The following is a 17,973-nucleotide window of genomic DNA, read 5'->3' as shown; positions in this document are numbered from 1 at the left end:
GCGAGATACGTGAAGACATAAACGGCTCAACGGCCGGGCAGGAAACCTGAGCTTAAGAAAAGCGCATCGACGCTGATTGAGTTCTTAGGCTTGCCCGGCGCGGCTCTCATCATGGAGCGGGGATGGATCCCCAACTGGACTCCGGATAGATTCAAGCAAGCCTAATTTACGTCAACACCGTCACGCTTGCAAAATGCGGGCTGACCATAGATTCTTGAGCGCCGCTGAAGGCGGGTGCACTTGGGCCAGGCGGTCGGGCGGTCCGAGGCAGCGCCCTCCAACGCCTGGCCCAAGTGCACCCGCCTCCAGCGGCTCGGGTCTGGGCAACTTGTACACGCCGGTGTTCTTGCGTGCACCCTGGCGTTCTTCTGCGGTCGTGGCAAGCCGCCACTGCAAGCCGTCGTGGGCGATGCCATCAGGCCGGGCGTTGGAGGGCGCTGCCTCGGACCGCCCGACCGCCCGGCCTGATGGCATCGCCCGCGGCGGCGCTTAAGAACACAGACTCCAGGCAGGGCATAACTACGCAACGTGTTCTGCAGTCGAAGCGGTTTCGAATAGGGGCGCACCTTCATGGCGCGGCCCCGTTTCAACTGTCGCCGGCACTCAGGCTTCGGCCGCCGTCTTCAGTATTTCGTCGGCGGTCTTGCCCACCTGGGCCAAATAGTCGGTGGGAGCGGTGGCGCCTTCGGTGTTGATCAGAAGCACCTTCGAGCTCTCATCCAGGCCCACATCCTCGCGCGAGCCCGCATCGTTGGCCAGTTCGATCAATGACGCCAGACCGGCCGCGCCCGAGCCGCCGCTGACCACGGGCGTGTCGCCGTACTCTCCGTAGGCCAGCGTCTTCATGGCGCTGATCGCGCTGGCGTCCGAAATCGTCATGAAGAAATCGGCCGAGGGCTGCAGGAAGCGCCAGGCCAGCGGCGAGGTTTCGCCGCAGGCCAGGCCCGCCATGACGGAGTCGATGCTGCCCGTCGCGCTGGCGGCATGGCCCGCCAGCGCGCTTTGATACAGGCAGTCGGCCTGCTCGGGCTCGACCACGATCAGCGTGGGCCGCCTGGCGCCATAGCGCTCCCAGAAGTAGGCCGCCAGGCCGGCGGCCATGCCGCCGACCCCGCCCTGCAGGAATACGTGCGTATAGGGCGGCTCGGCGTCGTTCGAGGCGTTCGACTGGCCGATGGCTTCGGCCGGGATGGTGGCATAGCCCTGCATCACGTCGCGGGGGATTTCTTCGTAGCCGTCGTACGAGGTGTCCGACACGACCAGCCAGCCCTCGGACTTGGCCAGCGATTCGGCGTGTTCCACAGAGTCATCGTAGTCGCCCTTGACCCGCACGATCTCGGCGCCGTGCGAGGCGATGGCTTTTTCGCGGTCGGGATTGACCTGTTCGCTCAGGACGATCACGCAGCGGCAGCCGATGTCGCGCGCCGCCGCGGCCAGCGAGCAGCCGTGGTTGCCGGCGGTGGCGCTGACCACGGTGAAGTCTTTCAGCGCCTGGGCGTGTTCGCCGGCGAAAAGCGATTGCGCCGTATAACCCGCCGAAGGAAAGTGGCGCAGGATGAGGCGCACCAGGGCGATCGAGGCGCCCAGCGCCTTGAAGCTGCCCAGGGGCGAGCGTTTCGATTCGTCCTTGAGCAGGACGCTGCCCAGCCGCAGCGTCCTGGCCACGCCCGGCAGGGAGACCAGCGGCGTGGGCTCGGGGCTGAGCATGCGCCAGTGCGAGAGCCACTCGCGCGACTCTTCCGCGCGCTGCAGGTTCATGATGGCGCGCAAGTCGTCGGGGTAGGCCGCGCGGGCGGCGAGCTTGTTCTTGATAAGCATGGTGTCTCCTGTTGGCAAACCGGCATGCCGACGGGGCGCCGCAGCCAGTGGCAGGCTGCCGGCGCGCACGTCAGCCGGCCGGCTCGGTGGGGGTCGAGTGGTGATCGTCTTCGTCCAGGTAAAGCGTGGTCTCGCAGGGCGGCATGCGTCGAAAGGGCTTGCCCGGGTTGGCGGGGTAACCCAGCGTCAGCATGCCTTGCGGAATCCAGTGCCCGGCCAGCTTGAGCACGCCCCGGACGATGTCGGGACAGAACATGGGCGCGCACATCCAGCACGAGGAGAGCCCCGCCGCGTGGGCCGCCAGCATGATGTTCTGCCCGGCCATGGCGAGGCTTTGCGTCGCCATGTGGAACTCGTGGTCGTTGCGGGCCTGTTCGCGATAGCGGTCCATGTCTTCCATGGTGAGGCACAGCAGGACGATCGTGGGGGCCGAGGTGATGCGGGCGAACGAGCGCGATACGTCGGCCTCGATATCGCCGGGGTCGTCCTGGTCCGCCAGCCGGTCGCGCCGCAGCTTGTCGCCCATGGCGCGGGCCAGCCGGGCCTTGGTCTCGTGCGAGCGGATGACGGCGAAGCGCCACGGCTGGCGATTATGGGCCGAGGGGGCGCACGTGCCCAGGTACAGCAGGCGGTCGACCAGATCGACCGGCGGCTGTATGGGCAGGTAGCGCCTGACCGAGCGGCGCCCGGCCAGAAGGCGCGCCATCTCGTCCAGGGTGGTATCGGGCTCCGGGCCGTCGAGCTCGCGCGCGTCCGGATCCAAAGCGTGGCTAAGCAAGGCTGACATCCTTTTCGCGTTTCACATGCTTGCGCATCAGCGGCTGCAAGGGCTGGATGGGCGCCCTGGCTTCGCGCGCGCGCAGCTGTATCGCTTCGGGCACGTCTTCGTACAAGGTGCTGCGCTGGCGCGGCACGCGGCCCATTGACCGCAGCAGGGCTTCCATGCGCGGCGCGGTCATCTCCTGGCCGTGCGAGGCGCCGGCAGAGCGGGAGATGGTCTCGTTCATCAGGGTGCCGCCCAGGTCGTTGGCGCCCGCGTTCAGGCAGGCTTCGACGCCGGCTTCGCCCATCTTCACCCACGAGGCCTGTATGTTGGGCACATGGGGATGCAGGGCCAGACGGCCCACCGCGTGCATCAGCAGGGCCTCGCGAAATGTCGGGCCGCGCCGCGCCCGGCCTTTGCGGTAGATGGGCGATTCCATGTGGACGAAGGGCAGGGGAACGAACTCCGTGACGCCGCCGGTTTCGGCCTGCAGTTCGCGGATGAGCAAAAGGTGGCGGGCCCAGTGCTCATAGCCTTCGATGTGGCCGAACATGATGGTGGCGGTGCTTTTCAGCCCCACGGCGTGCGCGGTGCGCATCACTTCCATCCATTGGCCGGTGCTGACCTTGTCGGCGCAGATCACGGCCCGGATCTCGTCGTCCAGGATCTCGGCCGCGGTGCCAGGCAGGGTGGACAAGCCGCTTTGCTTCAGGCGCTGCAGATACTCTTTCAGCGGCATTCCCAGCGTCTGGGCCCCTTGCCAGATCTCCAGCGGCGAGAAGGCGTGTATGTGCATTTCCGGCACGACCTGCTTGACCGTTTCGCAGATCTCCATATAAGTGTGGCCCGTGTACGAAGGGTGGATGCCGCCCTGCATGCAGACTTCGGTGGCGCCGCGCTCCCATGCCTCGAGCACCCGGCGCTGGATCTCGTCCAGAGGCAGGTCGTAGGGCTTGCCGCGCAGGTCCTCGGCGCCCCGGCCCTTGGCGAAGGCGCAGAACTGGCAGCGGTAGCTGCAGATATTGGTGTAGTTGATGTTGCGGTTGACGACGAAGCGCACCGTATCGCCGTTGACGGCGGCCCTGATTTCGTCGGCGGCCTTGCAGACGGCGGCGAACTCCGAGCCATGGGCGCGGAACAGGCGGGCGATCTCCGCTTCGCCCAGGGCCCTGCCGGCCTGGGCGCGGCGCAGTATGGAGCCCAGTTCGCCGACGGCCTGCGGCGAGCGCGCGGTCTTGCCGGTCCAAAGCAGGGCGTTGGAAGGGGGAGGCACCTGGCTGCCCGCGGTCCACTCACCGGCATAGGCCAGGCCCTGGCCGTCGGTGGCCTGCAGCACGCGCGTGTGGAACTTCGGGTCCACCCACTGCTGCATCCGTCTTACATAGCCCGGATAGAGGGCCAGGCGCTCGACCAATGTCTTGCCGGCCCGTTTCGTCGCCTCGGCCAGCGCGTTCAGATGGGGCCAGGGCGCTTCCGGGTTGACGTGGTCGGGAGTCACGGGCGAGACGCCGCCCCAGTCGTTGATGCCCGCGTCGATGAGTTGCTTCAGGGCCTCGGGCTGCAGGTTGGGGGGCGCCTGGATATTCATCTCCGCGCCGAAGATGAGCCGCGCCGCCGCGATCGTCCAGACGTGTTCCTCCAGTGAGGGAGGCTCGGTCTTGGCCATCTGCGTGCCGGGCTTGGGCCGGAAGTTCTGGATGATGATTTCCTGGATGTGGCCGTGCCGCCGATGCAGGCGGCGCAGCGCAAGCAGCGAATCGATGCGCTCGCGCCGCGTTTCGCCGATGCCGATCAGGATGCCGGTGGTGAAGGGCACGCCCGCTTCGCCTGCCAGGCGCAGGGTTTCCAGGCGGGCGGCCGGAAGCTTGTCGGGCGAACCGTAGTGGGCGCCGCCGGGCTCGCACAGCCGTTCGGATGCGCTTTCCAGCATGATGCCCTGCGAGATGCTGACGGCGCGCAGGCGGTCGAGGTCTTCGCGGCCGAGCAGGCCGGGGTTGACGTGGGGAATCAGCCCGGTTTCTTCGAACACGGCCTTGCAGACGTCGACGAGATAGCTGATGGTGCTGTCGTAGCCCATGGCGTCCAGGGCCTCGCGCGCCGCCGCATAACGCAGCTCGGGCTTGTCGCCCAGCGTGAACAGGGCTTCCTTGCACTGGGCCTGGGCTCCCCGGCGTGCGATCTCCACCGCCTGTTCGATGCTGAGATAGGGCGCGGGCATCTTGCGGGGCGTCTGCGCGAAGGTGCAGTAATGGCAGACATCCCGGCACAACTGGGTCAGAGGAATGAACACCTTCTTCGAGAACGAAACGGCCTCGCCGTGGCCTTTGTCGCGCAGGGCGCCCGCGGGGGCCAGCAGCTGGTCCGTCGGCCGATCGATCAGGGCGTAGGCCGCCTCGTCGGAAAGCGGTGCGTGGTCCAGCGGAAAATGCCCCCACGCTACGCAGGCTGACGCCTGCTTGCTGCCCCCCAAGGGGGCTTTTTTTGACTTGGAGCGGTCCGGCGTCAAAAATAAGCTGCTCATGATGTTCATCCTTTCTGAAAGCTGTTCGAGACGGCGCCGGGCAACGCCCGGGACAGCATCGTTGCAGCCGATGGGAAAGCGGCGGTGTTTTGCAGGCGCCGCGCGATGCGGCTGCCGGTCAGGTAGGCGTAGGTCCTGGTCCGGCTGGGGGCGTTCAGGAAAGACAGCAGATCCAGCGGGCGATCGATGTCGTAGTGCAGCCCGGGCAGGCTTACGACGTTCGGCTCGATGCCCGAAGAGGCGGCGAGCTGGCAATGCGCCCTGAAACTGTTGTGGCCGAAGCAATTGGGAATGACGTCCGGGGGCGAACAGAGCAGGGCATTGGTGCCGCCGTCGCGGGCCGCCCCGACCAGCGTTACCGCTCGGGGCAAGGCATGGGCGTCCAGCAGCCGCTCCACCGCGGCGACGTCGACATTGGGCACGTCGGCGGGCATGACGAGCATGCCGTCCATGCCCCCGGCCTTCAAGGCCTGGGCCGCGTGGGCGATGGCGCCCGACAGCCCGCCCGCCATCGGGTCGGGCAGGACGGCGGCGCCCAGCGTCCCGGCCAGCCGGGCGGCGTCGGGGTCCGAAGTGACGACATAGACCGCAGCCAGCCGCCTGCATTCGACCAGAACATTCAATACGTCCTGGAACATCATGCGCGCCAGGCGGCGGCGTTCTTTGCAGGACAGCACCGGCTGCAAGCGGTGCTTGGCTTCGCTGAAGTTCTTGACGGGGATCACCGCCGCGATGCGTTGCGCGTTCATGGGCCCTCTCTTCACCGGCCGGTGGTGCCGTTGACGCGCTGCGGTCCCGTGCGCAAGGCATGCGCGAACGCAAGCGTCTGCGCGGCCAGCCGCGTCGAATCCTCCTGGCACCGCATCAGGGTGGGCGTGGCCAGAGCGGGCACGGGCACGCGGTCCGCGTCGTCCGCATCCTGGGTGTCTATGACGAGTCCGTCCAGAAAGTCGAGGTACACCTGCGCGATGCCGGCCGAGTCGACGGACAGCTCCAGCTCGGCCATGATCTTGGCGGCCGGCCCCTTGACCGCGCGCCCTCCGATCAGGGGCGATACGACGATGACGGGGGCGTCCACGTCGCGAAGCGCCTGGCGCATGCCGGGCAGGGCCAGTATGGGGTCGATGCTGAGCTGAGGGTTCGAGGGGCAGATGACGACGGCCTCGAGCGAACGGTCGGCAAGGCATTGCAGCAGCGCCTCGTTGGGCCGGGCGGTGTCGGCCCCGCGATAAGAAATGTTCTGCACCTTGGGCCGGCTGGCCCGGCGCACGAAATATTCCTGAAAGGCCAGTTCGCCCTCGTCGGTATGGACGGTGGTGCGGACGGGGTCGTCCGACATGGGCAGCACGTGCGCGGCGATGCCCAGCCGCTCGCAGAACCGGGCGGTGATGCCGCTGAGCGTCTCGCCTGCGCGAAGCCTGTGGCTGCGCTCGATGTGCATGGCCAGGTCGCGGTCGCCCAGGGCGAACCAGTCGGCCGCGCCCAGTTCCTTGAGCGCCTCCAGGCAGTGCCAGGTTTCGTCGGCCCGGCCCCAGCCCCGTTGCTCGTCGTTCTTGCCGGAAAGCCCGTACAGCACAGAGTCGAGATCGGGGCAGATGGTCAGGCCCAGATGTTCGAAGTCGTCTCCGGTATTGACGGCGACCGTCAGTTGCCCGGGCGTGGGAATCAGCGCGTTCAGTCCACGGGCCAGCCTGGCGCCGCCCACGCCGCCGCACAAGGCCAGGACGCGTCCGGCGGGGGTATGGAGAGAGGAAGTGTCTTGTGTCATGTCCGGACCTCGTCGCTCAGCGAAATAAATCTTGGTGCTTGGGGCGTATCAATGCGTCGGCGGCATTGTCCGGGCTGTTCCATCGCAGCCCGCGCAGATGTACGATGGGCTTGCCCGCATCCGTCTGGCCCATGATCAGCGATGCCGCCGCCGCGATCTCGTCGGCGAAGGCGATTTCCGAGACGCGCATCGAGCGGCCGTACAGGTCGGGCTCGCCGATCAGGCTGATGAGGCTGGGCAGCCCCGCCGCGCCCAGCGCCACCCCGGTGACGCCCAGCCGCCAGGGCCTGCCGAAGCTGTCGTTGATCAGGACGCCGACATGCGTGCCGAAGCGGGCGTCGAAGCGTTCCTTGAGCTGCCGGCAGCTTTCATCCGGATTCTCGGGCAGCAGCAGGGCGTACTCCTGGCCATCGGCATGGTCGATGTTCGACTGGTCGATGCCGGCATTGGCCATGATGTAGCCCAGGCGGTGCTCGACGATCAGCACGCCGGGCTTCTGGGCGATGACGGCCTTGCTTTCCGACAGGATCAGTTCGACCATGCGGCCGTCCTTGCGGGTCTCGCGGGCGATTTCCAGCGCGCGCGCCGAGGGCGTGACGTCCGCCAGGCGGACGAAGCGGCCCTCGGCCTTGGACACGATCTTCTGCGCCAGAACCACCACGTCGCCCCCCTCCAGGCGGATGCCGTTCTGCTCCAGGCTGTCCAGGATGATCGCGGCCAGGTCGTCGCCGGGCGCGATCATGGGGAAGCCGTCCAGCGCCGTGAGGCGGATCGATGCGTCCGGCTTTTGCATGGCGCTCAGCCCGCCGCCAGCCCGGTGATCTGAATACCCGCGCAATCGACCTTGTAGCGCTTGTTGATGCCGATCAGCAGCGAAGTCATCGCATCGGCGGCCGCCGAGTTGGCGATGGGGCCGGCGTCGATGCCGCGCATGCCGATGTCCTGGATCAGGCCGATGACGGTTTTTCTGGCTTCCTGGTCGTCGCTGGTGACCAGGATGTCGCAGGCGATGGCTTCGTCGGCCTGCAGCTTGGCCGCGCCCACGTTCTGGAACGCCGAGACGACGCGCGCCTTGTCGCCGATGAGCTTGTGCGCGATCATGCCGGCCGAGCCTTCCGGCGGCAGCTGGACCACGGCGACCTTGGGCGGAACCAGGGGCACGACCGCATCGACGACGATCTTGCCGTCGACGGCGTCCTTGATTTCCTCCAGCAGGGCGTTGTGGTTGGAAAAGGGAACCGTCAGCACCACGACGTCGCCCTGTTTGGCGGCCTCCAGGTTGGTGGCGCCCCGCGCCTTGGGCGCGCCGTCGGGCGTGGCCAGGCCGCTTGCCGCTTCTTGCGCTTTTTCCGCCGTGCGCGATCCGACGATGACCTCGTGGCCCGCCTTGGCCCATCGTTTGGCCAGCCCCGAACCCAGGGCGCCCGTGCCGCCGAGTATGGCTATTTTCACTTGGTTCTGCATGGAGGACTCCTCAATAGATTGCTGATAGGCTCAGGAAAGATTCATTTCGGTGAGGGGAACGATCTTGACGCCGGCGGCCTCCAGGCCTTCCCTGACCATGGCGGCCAGAGCGACGGCCGTCGGCTCGTCGCCGTGCACACACAGGGAGTCCACCCGGCGCTTGACGCGCTTGCCCGACGTGGAGACGATTTCGCCGTCGACGACCATGCGCACCACCTGCTCGGTGGCGACTTTCGGGTCGTGGATGACCGAACCCGGGATGCTGCGCGAAACCAGGTTGCCGTTGTCGTCGTACAGCCGGTCGCAGAAGCCTTCGCGCGCCAGCGGCAGGCCGAGCTGGACGGCGGCTTTCTCCATCTCCGATCCGGACAGGGCGACGTAGATCAGGTCGCGATCGACCGCCTTGATGGCGCGGCCGATGGCCAGGGCGTAGTCGGCGCTTTCGGCGGCCATATTGTTGAGTGCGCCATGCGGCTTCACGTGAGTGACTTTTTCGCCGCAGAATGAGGCCATCGCCTGCAAAGCGCCGATCTGATAGGCGATCATGTTTTCAAGATCGTCGGCCTTCATTTGTATGCGGCGGCGGCCGAAGCCCCATAAATCGTTGAACCCCGGATGCGCTCCGATGCTGACGCCTTCTTCCTTGGCCCGTTCGACGACGCGGCGCATGGTGAGCGGGTCGCCCGCATGAAAGCCGCAGGCGATGTTGGCCGAACGGATGATTTTCAGGATGGCGTTGTCGTCGCCGATGTCGTAGGCGCCGAAGCCCTCGCCCATGTCTGCATTGAGATTCACCGATAAGGTCATGTTCGCGTTCCTTTGAGTTGAGCTGTTTACATTGTCTGGCGCGTTTGCCCGAATTGATCTAAGCTTATCTACGTCCTGATAAGTATATTGTGCTAAAGATAGAAAGACAATATCATTTGACTCATGGAAACCCTAGGGCCTGCAACAGGCCCCAAGCCCCGTTGCAGGCCCGCCGGGCCTGAACTTCGGCAAGGGAAAGCGGAGAAAGCTGATGACTGTGCAGTTTCTTAAAGAGGGCGACACGGCGATGGTGGTGCAGTTTGGCGACGTCATCGACCGGGCGCTGAGCGACCGCGTGCTGCGGCTGAGCCGGCGAATAAGGGCGCTGGGCATTCCGGGCGTGACCGACCTGGTGCCCACCTTCCGGTCTTTGCTGGTGCATTACGATCCGCTCATCGTCGGCGGCGACGAACTCAAGGGCCGGCTCGAAGGCTTGCTGGAATCATCGGACGCCCAGCGGCAAGAGGCGCGTCAATGGACCATTCCGGTCTGCTACGAAGGCGAGTACGCGCCGGACGTCGACGACGTGGCGCAGGCCAGCGGACTCACCGCAATCCAGGTCGTCGAACAGCACGCCGGGACGCTTTTTCATGTGTACATGCTGGGCTTTGTCCCCGGCTATCCCTATATGGGCGATCTGCCGCCGGCGCTGGTGCTGCCGAGGCGCAGCAATCCCCGCACGCGCGTGCCGCCGGGCTCTGTCGCCATTGCCTCGGTCATGACCGCCATCTATCCCCTCGAAAGTCCCGGCGGCTGGCACCTGATCGGCGCGACGCCGATCCGCCTGTTCGATGCCGACGCCGAGGATCCCGCCCTGCTGCGGCCGGGCGACAAAGTGCGGTTCCAGCCCATCGGGTCGGCCGAATACGCCGGCATCCGCAAGGCCGTCCAGGCCGGTGACTTTGAAATGGTTTGCGAGAGGGTGGCATCATGACGAGCGCATTGAAAGTGCTGGACGCGGGGCCCTACACCACCTTCCAGGACATGGGCCGCATGGGATATCAGGACGTCGGCGTGCCCGTGTCGGGCGCCGTGGACAAGGTAAGCGCCCGGTTGGCCAACGTACTGGTGGGCAACCCGCCGGGCGCCGCGGTCCTGGAAATGCTGTTGCAAGGCATGTCGTTCGAAGTGCAGGCAAGCGCCGCCCGGGTGGCGCTGTTCGGCTGCGACGGCCAGCTTGCCGTGACGGGCGCGCGCCGGCTGTCGGTTCCGGCCGGCCGAAGCGTGCGCCTGGTTCGCGGCGACGTCGTCAAGGTGACATCGCTGGGCCGGTCCCTGTCCGGCTACCTGGCGCTGGAGGGCGGCTTCGACCTGCCCATGCAGCTCGGCAGCGCTTCCACCTATGTCCGCGGCGGCATAGGAGGACTGCAGGGCCGGGTCCTGCAGCGTGGCGATATCCTCCCGCTGGCTGCGCCGGACGTTGACGTACGCTCCGAGAAAGAGCTTGCCGCGCCTTACGATTACGGGTATTCGCAGGCCATACGCGTCGTTCTCGGGCCGCAGGACGACTATTTCACGCCGCAGGCCAGGCACGTTTTTTTTTCGGGGGAATACGTCGTGTCGGACAAAGCCGACCGCATGGGCTTTCGCCTGGACGGCCCCGCGCTGGAGCATGCCGACGGCTACGATCTGGTGTCGGACGGCATCGTCAGCGGGGCCATTCAGGTGCCCGGTTCGGGCCTGCCCATCGTATTGCTGGCCGATGCTCAGACCACGGGAGGCTATCCCAAGATCGCGACGGTGATTTCAAGCGACATTTCCGTATTGGCGCGCCGCCGCCCGGGTTCCGCCGTCCGGTTCGAGCAAGTGTCGCTGGAGGAAGCCGAGGCGCTGGCTCGCGACCTGCACGCGCGATTGTGTAATATCGCGGAATATGGCCTGCGGGAAGTGGCGCCGGCCGGCGTAATCGACCTGGCGGCGCTGCGGACGGAAAATTTGACGAGCGGGGTAGTTTGAGGCAACGTTTGAAGGGCTTGGGTAAAATCTTGCCGAAGATTGTCTTATTGTCAACAGGGTAACTGATTGTGGAGCTTCACCCATGCAGAAAAGGCACGTAGAGAGTTTGAGCGGACACATCCCTGCGTATATACAGGTGGCGTCCGCGCTCAGGCGACGCATCGAAACGGGTGAGTGGCTTCCTGGCGAAAAAATCTCCACGCTCGAAGAGCTCGAAGAAGAATTCAAGCGGGCGCGGGTCACCGTCCGCCAAGCGGTGGGGCTGCTGGAAAAAGAAGGCCTGCTGATGCGCCAGCAGGGGCGCGGCACTTTTGTCGCCGAACACGTCAACGACAAGCGCTGGCTCACCCTGGAAACCTCCTGGGACGCAATGATCCAGTCGATCAAGAACAACGTTCCCCGCTTCATCGACGTCAAAGAACCGCCGGCCTATCCGCGCCTGAGCCCCGAAGAGGGCCAGCTGGCCGAACAATACGGCTTTCTGCGCAGCCTGCAATTGCGCGACGGCATGCCTTATGCCGTGGTCAGCGTGCACATCGAAAAATCGGTGCTCGAGCAATATCGAGACGAGTTCATGAAGCACACGGCGCTTACCGTGCTCGACAAGCTCAGGGGCACCATCGTGAAGAAAGCGCATCAGACCATGACCATCGGCACCGCCGACCCTGAAGTCGCGCAGCTTCTCGGCGTTTCCCTCAGCGCGCCCACCGCCGAGTGCCGCTGTGTCGTCACGTCGGACAACGACGTGGCCATCTACGTCGGCGAAATCACCTATCGCAGCGACTGCATCCGCCTCTACATGGACTTGCTGGATGCCGAAGAGCCTCGGCAGATCCAAGAGGCCAGAGCGCGCCGGCGAGCCAAGTAAGGGCCGGGGAGCCCGCACTCCTCTTTTTTTCCCATGCTTTTTCCGGATATCCACGTAAACCCGGATGGAGTATATATGGTTCTATATTCAGAATGATGGTAAGAGCAATACTTAGCTAGTTTCTTCATCGAGCATGCTCGTCCAGAGCCCCTGCAAACATAGGAGATCGCGATGTCGAATCAGGGTGTGGGTAAACGGGTGCTTCGCAAAGAAGACGACCGTTACTTGCGTGGCAAAGGCCAGTACGTTGCGGATATACGCCTGGCCGGCATGCGGGACGTGGCATTCGTGCGCAGCCCGGTGGCGCATGCGAAATTGGCCGACATATATGTTCCGGAACATTGCCGGGGGCAGGTCTATACCGCCGCCGACCTGAACCGGGCCGGCGTCAAGCCGATCGTGGCGGATACGGCCTTGCCGGGCTTCCGCTCATCCGCCCAACCCATCCTGGCCGACGGCAAGGTCCGCCACGTCGGCGAACTGGTCGCCATGTGCGTGGCCGAAACCCGCGCCAGGGCGGAAGACGTGGCCGCCGCCGTGCAGGTCGAATACGACGAGCTGGACACGGTGTCCGACATGCTGAAGGGCCGCGAGCCCGACGCTCCGCGGCTGCACGAAGCATGGCCCGACAACCTGTTCCTGACCACCGATTTCAGCGTCAATATGGACGCGGTCCGCGATGCGCCCATCAAGGTGACGCGCGAGATACGCACTTCGCGCCAGGTGATGGCGCCCATGGAAGGACGCGGGTGCGTCGCCTATTGGGACACGCGCGTCGAGCAGTTGGTCTTGTACACGGCCACCCAGATTCCGCATATCGTTCGCACGGGCCTGGCCGAATGCCTCGGCCTGCCCGAGGGGCAGGTGCGCGTCATTACGCCCGACGTGGGAGGCGGCTTCGGCTACAAGGGCATACTGCTGACCGAAGAAGTGGCCGTCAGCTGGCTGGCGATGCAATTGGGCCACCCGGTGCGCTGGATCGAAGACCGGCGCGAGCATCTCACCGCAAGCGCGAACTGTCGCGAACACCACTATCGCATCACCGGCTACGCCTCCGCCGACGGCAGGCTGCTCGGCATCGATTGCGACGCCACGGTCGACTCGGGCGCCTATTCTTCTTATCCGTTCTCGGCATGTCTGGAAGCGGGGCAGATCGGCAGCATCCTGCCGGGCACCTACGATTTTCCCTCTTACCATTGCGCGACCTATTCCGTCGCCACCAACAAGTGCCCCATACTGCCTTATCGGGGCGTCGCCCGTACGGGCGTTTGTTTTGCCCTGGAACTGCTGCTCGACGACCTGGCCCGCGCGGCCGGCGTCGAGCCTTATGAGTTGCGCATGAAGTCGCTGGTGCGGCCCGAGCAGATGCCGTTCGACAACATCACCAACAAGCATTTCGACAGCGGCGATTATCCCGAAGCGCTGCGCCGCGCCGTCGCCGCCATCGACCTGCCTGCCATACGCGAGCGGCAGAAGCGCGGAGAGCCCGATGGCCGGCTGATCGGTGTGGGCCTGGCGGTGTACTGCGAGCAGGCGGCGCACGGCACCTCGGTGTACGCTGGCTGGGGCATCCCCATGGTGCCGGGCCACGAGCAGGCCACCTTGCGCATGACGCCGGACGGCGGCCTGGAGATCCGCATCGGGGCGCACTCGCACGGCCAGAGCCTGGAAACCACGCTGGCTCAGGTGGCCAACGAGAAGCTGGGCATCGATGTGGCCGACGTCAAGGTCATACACGGCGACACCGAGTACACGCCTTATTCGACCGGCACCTGGGGCTCGCGCTGCATGGTCATGTCCGGCGGCGCGGTGTCCCGGGCGTGCGACGAGCTGCTGAAGCGCCTGTGCCATATCGGCGCCTTCGTGATGAAGACCACACCCGACAAGGTCACGGTTTCCGAGGGCGCCGTGCATAGCGACGGGGCCAGCGTGCCCATCAGCGAGGTGGCCCGCATCTGGTATCGGCGCCCGCAGGATCTGCCTCCCGAGGCCAATGCGGGCGGCCTGGAAGTGACCGAAGGCTATAAGCCACAGCGCGATACCGGCACGTTCGGATATGGCGCCCATGCCGCGCTGGTGGCGGTCGACCCGCAAACGGGCGATGTCGAGATCCTGGACTATGTGGTCGTCGAGGACGGCGGCAAGCTCGTCAATCCCATGGTGGTCGACGGCCAGATCTATGGCGGCACCGCCCAGGGCATCGGCACCGCTCTGTACGAGGAAATGCCTTTCGACGCGGCCGCCCAGCCGCTGGCCTCGACCTTTGCCGATTACCTGCTGCCCGGGCCCACCGAGGTGCCCGAGCCGCGGCTGATCCACATGGAAACGCTTTCGCCGTACACCGAGTTCGGCGTCAAGGGCATCGGCGAAAGCGGCGCCATCGCTCCGCCGGCGACCATCCTCAATGCGATCAACGACGCCTTGCGTCCGCTCGGCGCGGCGCTGTATACCTCGCCGGCCACGCCCCATCGCGTGCTGGAGGCCATTTTCAAGGCCCGGTCGGCCCAGTCCCAAAAGGCGGCCGGGCAAGAAGCGCCGCTGGCCATGGAGGAACTATGAAGCCGTCGTTGTTCGATTACGAGCGCGTTGCCGACCCCAAGTCGGCGATCCAGTTGACTCAGCGCGATGACATCATGGTCAAGGTGGTGGCGGGAAGCCAGTCGCTCGGCCCCATGCTGAACCTGCGCCTGGTGCAGCCCGACCTCCTGGTCGACATCACGCACGTCCCCGAGTTCAAGCGCGTGGAAGAAACCACCGAGGGCGTGACCCTGGGCGCCTGCATCACCCATGCCGACATCGAAGACAAGCGGGTGCCCGACGTCACGCACGGGGCCTTGCCCGCGGTCGCGCGGGGCATCGCTTATCGCGCGGTACGGAATCGCGGCACGGTGGGCGGCAGCCTGGTTCATGCCGACCCCGCGGCGGACTGGGTGACGTCCCTGGCGGCGATCGGCGCCACGGTCAGAATCGTGGGTCCTTCCGGCGACCGGCGCATCCCGGTCGAAGATCTGATGACCAGCGTGTTCGAAACCGACCTGGGGCCCGGCGACCTGGTCGATTCGGTCTTCATCCCGCGCTTGTCGGCCGATGCCAGATGGGGGCATTGCAAGATCAACCGCAAGACCGGAGAGTTCGCGCATGCTATGTCGGTGGTGCTGAAAGACCCCGCCCGGGACGTGTGCCGGGTGGTGATCGGCGCGATCGAAGCCAAGCCCATCGTCATCAGCGACGCAAGCGATTATTTCGAACGCAACGGCGACATCAAGACCCACGAGATAGAGCAGCTGTTCAAGCAAGCGGGTCTGATCGACCCGGTCGCCAACCAGATCCACATGACCGCGCTTTTGCGTGCCGTCCAGCGAGCACAGTTATGAAGACCATATCCCTGAATGTCAATGGAAAAGCCCATAAGGGGCTGACCATCGAACCGCGTACGCAGCTGGCCGACGTCTTGCGCGATCACCTGAACCTGACCGGCACGCACCTGGGCTGCGAACACGGCGTTTGCGGCGCATGCACCGTGCTGATAGACGGCACGCCCGCGCGGTCCTGCATTTCGCTGGCGGTGGCATGCGACAACGCCCAGATCACCACCGTCGAAGGCATGGACGACGATGAAGTCATGCAGGCTTTGCGCACTGCATTCAATCAAGAACATGCCCTGCAATGCGGCTTCTGCACGCCGGGCATGCTGGCGTCCGCGCGCGATGTGGTCCTGAGGATGCCCGGCGCCACCGAGCAGGACATCCGCTACGCCATGAGCGGGAACCTGTGCCGATGCACGGGCTATGTGGGCATCGTCAAGGCGGTCAAGCGCGTGGTGGACGAGCGCTGCTCCGCCGGCCTCGATCAGGTGGTCAATCCAAGGCAGGCGGTCGGCCCCGTGGGTTCGGGCCATGCGGAGGTCATGGCGGCCGACCCCGCCGGCATCGTGCTTCCTTCCGCGGCCGGGGCGGCTGCGCCGGCAGCGAAGGCCAGGCCTGCCGCCCCGGCGGCGAGCCGCAAGGTCGACGACTCCAAGCCCATGACCCGCTTGCAGCAGTCGTTCACGGTGGCGTTTCCGCGCGACGAGGTATGGGAGTTCTTCGGGCGGCTCGATCAGGTCACCACTTGCCTGCCGGGCGCATCGCTTTTGTCCGAGCCGACGGCAACGCATGTGGAGCCCCGGCTGCGGGTCAAGGTCGGCCCCATCGTGGCCGATTTCGAGGGTGCGGCGGACGTCGAGCGGGACGACGCCCACTACAAGGGAACCATCTACGGCTCGGCGCGCGACACCAAGTCGGCGTCCGCGACGCGGGGCGAAGTCGAGTATGTTCTTACCGAAATCAATAACGGGGCCGAGACGCAGGTGGATGTGCAGCTCGGCTTCGCCCTGACGGGGCCCTTGGCGCAGTTCAGCCGCTCGGGCATCGTCATGGACATCGCCAAACGCATGACGGATGCGTTTGCCCAGAATCTGCATCACCGTCTTTCAAATCGTGGGGCGCCGGAGCAGGGCGCGGCCACGCATGCCGAGGTAACCGAGCTGAACGCAGGGGCCCTGTTGTTCTCGGTGCTGCGCAACCGGGTGGCCGGTTTCTTCAAACGCCTCTTCGGGGCACGCTGAGTCTCAAGCAGTCAGTCCAGTCCGCGCGCCATGTGTCGTTGGCAGTTGGCAGTATCAGCAGCATCTCAGTGCCGGTATTAGTAAGAACCACTATATACGGCGTAAGCTGTTATACGTATTGTCTTACTATTAATGGGTTGATGGAATAACAAAACTTTAGGGCTTGACTGCAGTTCTCTCTCACACATCAAAGGAGTAATGCAATGAAACGCAGAAGTCGACTTCTCGCTTCCAGTCTTGCAGCAACCGCGGTTTCTTTCGCCATGCTGGCGCCGGCTCATGCCGAAACTTTGAAGATCGGCATCAATCAGCCCTTGACGGGAGCCGTCGCCGCTTCCGGCAACTACATCCTGCAAGGGGCGAAAATTGCGGCTGAAGAAATCAATGCCAACGGAGGCATAAAGGGCAAGCAGATCGAACTGGTCGTCGAGGACAACAAGAGCAACCCGACCGAGGCTTCCAACGTTACCGAGAAGCTGATCGTGCGAGACAAAGTGCCGGTCCTCATGGGGGCGTGGGGTTCGACGCTGACTCTGGCGAGCATGCCCAAGCTGATGGAATACAAGGTTCCCATGGTGGTTGAAACCTCCAGCTCGGTCAAGATCACCAAGTCGGGCAATCCCTATGTATTCCGCCTGGCGCCCACCAGCGCGATCGAGGCGGACAACTTCGTGCGGTACATCGAGCCCCTGGGCATCAAGAAAGCCGACTTGCTGGTCGTGAACAACGACTGGGGGCGAGGCGCCGCGGTCGAGTTCAGGCGCGTGCTGGAAGCCAATGGCGCGCAAGTGGGCAAAGAACTGATCATGGACGCCGCGGCGCAGGACATGACGGCGCAGCTGTCGGAGATCCGCGGCAGCGATGCCGACACTCTGATCGTCACCACCGCGGTCGAGCAGCTGACATTGCTGCTCAAGCAGGCTCAGTCGCTGGGTCTGAAGCGCCAGATCATCACCACGGGCGGTTCGCAAAGCCCCGATCAGCTCGTCGAACAGGCCGGCAGCGCGGCCGAAGGCACGATGCATCTGCTCTTCTTCACGCCCTGGACGCCCGACAGTACAGCGCATCCCGAGATGTCCAAGGCTTTCATTGCCGAATGGAAAAAACGCAAGCTGAATCCGGCCGGCCTGACCGAGAGCTTCCGCGGCTATGACGGCATTCGCACGATTGCTGCCGCCCTCGAAGCGGTCGACGAGCCCACCCCGGAAAAAATCCGCGAAGCGCTCTGGAACGTCAAGATCGACGGCCTGAACGGCGACATCTCTTTCCGCAAGGACGGCGAGGGCGACCGTGCCAGCGCGCAGTACGACGCGAACACCTATCTCGTGGTCATCAAGGACGGCAAGGTAGCCGCGGTTCAGGAGTAGCCGTCGGAAGCCGCGGGCAGCCGTCGGGCCCGCGG

General features: G+C 65.2%; 15 protein-coding genes. 7 read left to right on the top strand and 8 right to left on the bottom strand.

Annotation, left to right across the window (positions count from 1 at the left end; genetic code table 11):
- Positions 1–603: 603 nt before the first annotated feature.
- The 8 genes from CSC67_RS20530 to CSC67_RS20495 form a co-directional block, all read right to left on the bottom strand.
- A complete protein-coding gene (locus CSC67_RS20530; RefSeq protein WP_118996332.1) occupies positions 604–1,818 on the bottom strand; it encodes a diaminopropionate ammonia-lyase in 1,215 nt (404 codons plus the stop codon).
- 70 nt (positions 1,819–1,888) lie between these two features.
- Positions 1,889–2,605, bottom strand: coding sequence for a nitroreductase family protein (locus CSC67_RS20525; protein ID WP_245220317.1), 717 nt, complete (start codon positions 2,603–2,605; stop codon positions 1,889–1,891).
- Entirely contained in the window at positions 2,589–5,102 is a 2,514-nt protein-coding gene (gene cofH / locus CSC67_RS20520) for a 5-amino-6-(D-ribitylamino)uracil--L-tyrosine 4-hydroxyphenyl transferase CofH (RefSeq protein WP_118996335.1), read from the bottom strand. The genes CSC67_RS20525 and cofH overlap by 17 nt, the downstream gene beginning before the upstream one ends.
- A 5-nt stretch (positions 5,103–5,107) precedes the next feature.
- Positions 5,108–5,851: a 2-phospho-L-lactate guanylyltransferase gene (gene cofC / locus CSC67_RS20515; RefSeq protein WP_118996331.1), complete on the bottom strand. Its 744-nt coding sequence runs from the start codon at positions 5,849–5,851 to the stop codon at positions 5,108–5,110.
- Between the two features lie 11 nt (positions 5,852–5,862).
- Positions 5,863–6,870 carry a 2-phospho-L-lactate transferase gene (gene cofD / locus CSC67_RS20510; RefSeq protein ID WP_118996330.1) on the bottom strand — a complete coding sequence of 336 codons (1,008 nt, stop codon included), beginning with the start codon at positions 6,868–6,870 and terminating at the stop codon, positions 5,863–5,865.
- A 16-nt stretch (positions 6,871–6,886) separates the two neighbouring features.
- A complete protein-coding gene (gene cofE, locus CSC67_RS20505) occupies positions 6,887–7,663 on the bottom strand; it encodes a coenzyme F420-0:L-glutamate ligase (protein ID WP_118996329.1) in 777 nt (258 codons plus the stop codon).
- 5 nt (positions 7,664–7,668) lie between these two features.
- Positions 7,669–8,334: an NADPH-dependent F420 reductase gene (gene npdG / locus CSC67_RS20500; protein ID WP_118996328.1), complete on the bottom strand. Its 666-nt coding sequence runs from the start codon at positions 8,332–8,334 to the stop codon at positions 7,669–7,671.
- A gap of 30 nt (positions 8,335–8,364) precedes the next feature.
- Positions 8,365–9,141 carry a LamB/YcsF family protein gene (locus CSC67_RS20495; protein ID WP_118996327.1) on the bottom strand — a complete coding sequence of 259 codons (777 nt, stop codon included), beginning with the start codon at positions 9,139–9,141 and terminating at the stop codon, positions 8,365–8,367.
- 211 nt (positions 9,142–9,352) lie between these two features.
- Between CSC67_RS20495 and pxpB the strand changes: the two genes are divergently transcribed.
- The 7 genes from pxpB (at position 9,353) to CSC67_RS20460 (ending at position 17,938) form a co-directional block, all read left to right on the top strand.
- Positions 9,353–10,075, top strand: a complete 723-nt coding sequence (gene pxpB, locus CSC67_RS20490; RefSeq protein ID WP_118996326.1) for a 5-oxoprolinase subunit PxpB — start codon at positions 9,353–9,355, stop codon at positions 10,073–10,075.
- Positions 10,072–11,097, top strand: coding sequence for a 5-oxoprolinase subunit C family protein (locus CSC67_RS20485; protein ID WP_118996325.1), 1,026 nt, complete (start codon positions 10,072–10,074; stop codon positions 11,095–11,097). The genes pxpB and CSC67_RS20485 overlap by 4 nt, the downstream gene beginning before the upstream one ends.
- An 82-nt stretch (positions 11,098–11,179) precedes the next feature.
- On the top strand, positions 11,180–11,965 hold the full coding sequence (locus tag CSC67_RS20480; protein ID WP_118996324.1) for a GntR family transcriptional regulator: 786 nt from the start codon (positions 11,180–11,182) through the stop codon (positions 11,963–11,965).
- A 171-nt stretch (positions 11,966–12,136) separates the two neighbouring features.
- On the top strand, positions 12,137–14,524 hold the full coding sequence (locus CSC67_RS20475; protein WP_118996323.1) for a xanthine dehydrogenase family protein molybdopterin-binding subunit: 2,388 nt from the start codon (positions 12,137–12,139) through the stop codon (positions 14,522–14,524).
- A complete protein-coding gene (locus tag CSC67_RS20470; protein ID WP_118996322.1) occupies positions 14,521–15,339 on the top strand; it encodes an FAD binding domain-containing protein in 819 nt (272 codons plus the stop codon). Before CSC67_RS20475 ends, CSC67_RS20470 begins: the two co-directional genes overlap by 4 nt.
- Positions 15,336–16,571 carry a xanthine dehydrogenase family Fe-S subunit gene (locus CSC67_RS20465; protein ID WP_118996321.1) on the top strand — a complete coding sequence of 412 codons (1,236 nt, stop codon included), beginning with the start codon at positions 15,336–15,338 and terminating at the stop codon, positions 16,569–16,571. The genes CSC67_RS20470 and CSC67_RS20465 overlap by 4 nt, the downstream gene beginning before the upstream one ends.
- 203 nt (positions 16,572–16,774) lie before the next feature.
- Entirely contained in the window at positions 16,775–17,938 is a 1,164-nt protein-coding gene (locus CSC67_RS20460) for an ABC transporter substrate-binding protein (RefSeq protein WP_118996320.1), read from the top strand.
- Positions 17,939–17,973 lie beyond the last annotated feature (35 nt).

Origin of the sequence: Pusillimonas caeni (genome assembly GCF_003545815.1) — a bacterium.
Lineage (GTDB): Bacteria > Pseudomonadota > Gammaproteobacteria > Burkholderiales > Burkholderiaceae_B > Pusillimonas > Pusillimonas caeni.
The sequence above is the reverse complement of the archived record's forward strand: the minus strand, read 5'-3'. Positions and strand labels throughout refer to the sequence as shown.